Origin of the sequence: Cryobacterium adonitolivorans, from assembly GCF_004402695.1 — a bacterium.
In the GTDB taxonomy this organism is placed as follows: Bacteria; Actinomycetota; Actinomycetes; order Actinomycetales; family Microbacteriaceae; genus Cryobacterium; species Cryobacterium adonitolivorans.
The window spans coordinates 1-1,182 of sequence record NZ_SOFL01000011.1 but is presented as its reverse complement, the minus strand read 5'-3'; the positions used below and the strand labels follow the sequence as shown (position 1 = coordinate 1,182).

The 1,182-nt window shown below is 58.2% G+C and carries 1 protein-coding gene; it reads right to left on the bottom strand.

The genetic code is table 11. The features are described 5' to 3' along the window. Window positions 1-197: 197 nt before the first annotated feature. Window positions 198-923: a hypothetical protein gene (locus E3O42_RS04175; protein WP_134452673.1), complete on the bottom strand. Its 726-nt coding sequence runs from the start codon at window positions 921-923 to the stop codon at window positions 198-200. Window positions 924-1,182: the final 259 nt, after the last annotated feature.

The following is a 1,182-nucleotide window of genomic DNA, read 5'->3' as shown; positions in this document are numbered from 1 at the left end:
TCCACGGACCCGAACCCAGAACAAGTTCTCGCGATCCTTCAACACCACTCTCGACGCCATCAACAACACCTCACTCATACGGTGTTGCTACGACCCCTTGAAGCCGCCCTAGGGTTTGGAGACACGTCAGTGCGTTGCCAGCGCCGGCCCCTGGAACTTCCGCAGGACGGGAGATGCTGGCGTCCGGATTTGAACAATCAGGATTCCGCGTTATGCCGAGGACTGATTGGGACTCTATAGAGCGCTTCTTTCATTCCTTCCGTTGAGAGGTTGTGGTGGCGGACATTCCGAAGGTTCAGTTGGAGGCGGTTGTTGCGGTGCGCTGTCGTGAGTTCGAGATCGATCGCCGGGTGACCACGGTACCCGTCACTGACCTGACCTACTGCGGCGGATTTGATATCAGAGGAAGCTAACGTCAGAGTCGGTCCCTCTGCACCGGCCTCCCAGAAGGTGACGTCGGCCGGACCGAAACGGACTCCAATCGTGGGTATCGATAGATAGGCCGACCCGTGTAGTCGCCAGCCGAGCTTGCCCAGCTGGCTCCTGACGGACGGATAAACGAAAGCTATGAAAAGCGCAGCGTCTGGATCATCCAGGGTCATCAAGGCCCACGTCCTGCTCGACTTCCTGCGACGTAGCCAGGCAAGCACTGCCATGAAGACAAATCCAACCACCAAGACGGGCATCCCACCACTCATCCACAGCAAGAGTGGGTTCGATGCGCGGGAAAGTCGCCAAACAGCAAGCCACCCAAGCAGCACCCCAATCAAAACGATCGGTAGCACTACTGGCCAATTGACTTTCTTCATCTGGTCATCCTCCCGCAAACGTGCGTATCCGGCGTTGCCGACGCGATGATGGTCGACGCTGATGGTGTCGCCACCGGATCTGGCGCTAAGCATGAATACGTCGATTGTGGCCAAAGGCCGCCTTGTTGTTCGAGTGTCATGGACGGCCCGCCTTGGGCCATTGCCCGACATCGAATCATCTCTCGTTGAGGCCGGCACTTGCGCCCACAACGCGCCCCACCCCACTAGCGTGCGACTGTTTGATAACTCACGAGGCTCATAACCCATGGGCGAATTCAAACGGTGGAAGCAACAGGGGCTAATTCCTTCCCCGAGACTAGCTCGCTGAGCAAATCGGCTGGGGTGCGGCGTTTGAGGGTTTTGCGGGGCCGCT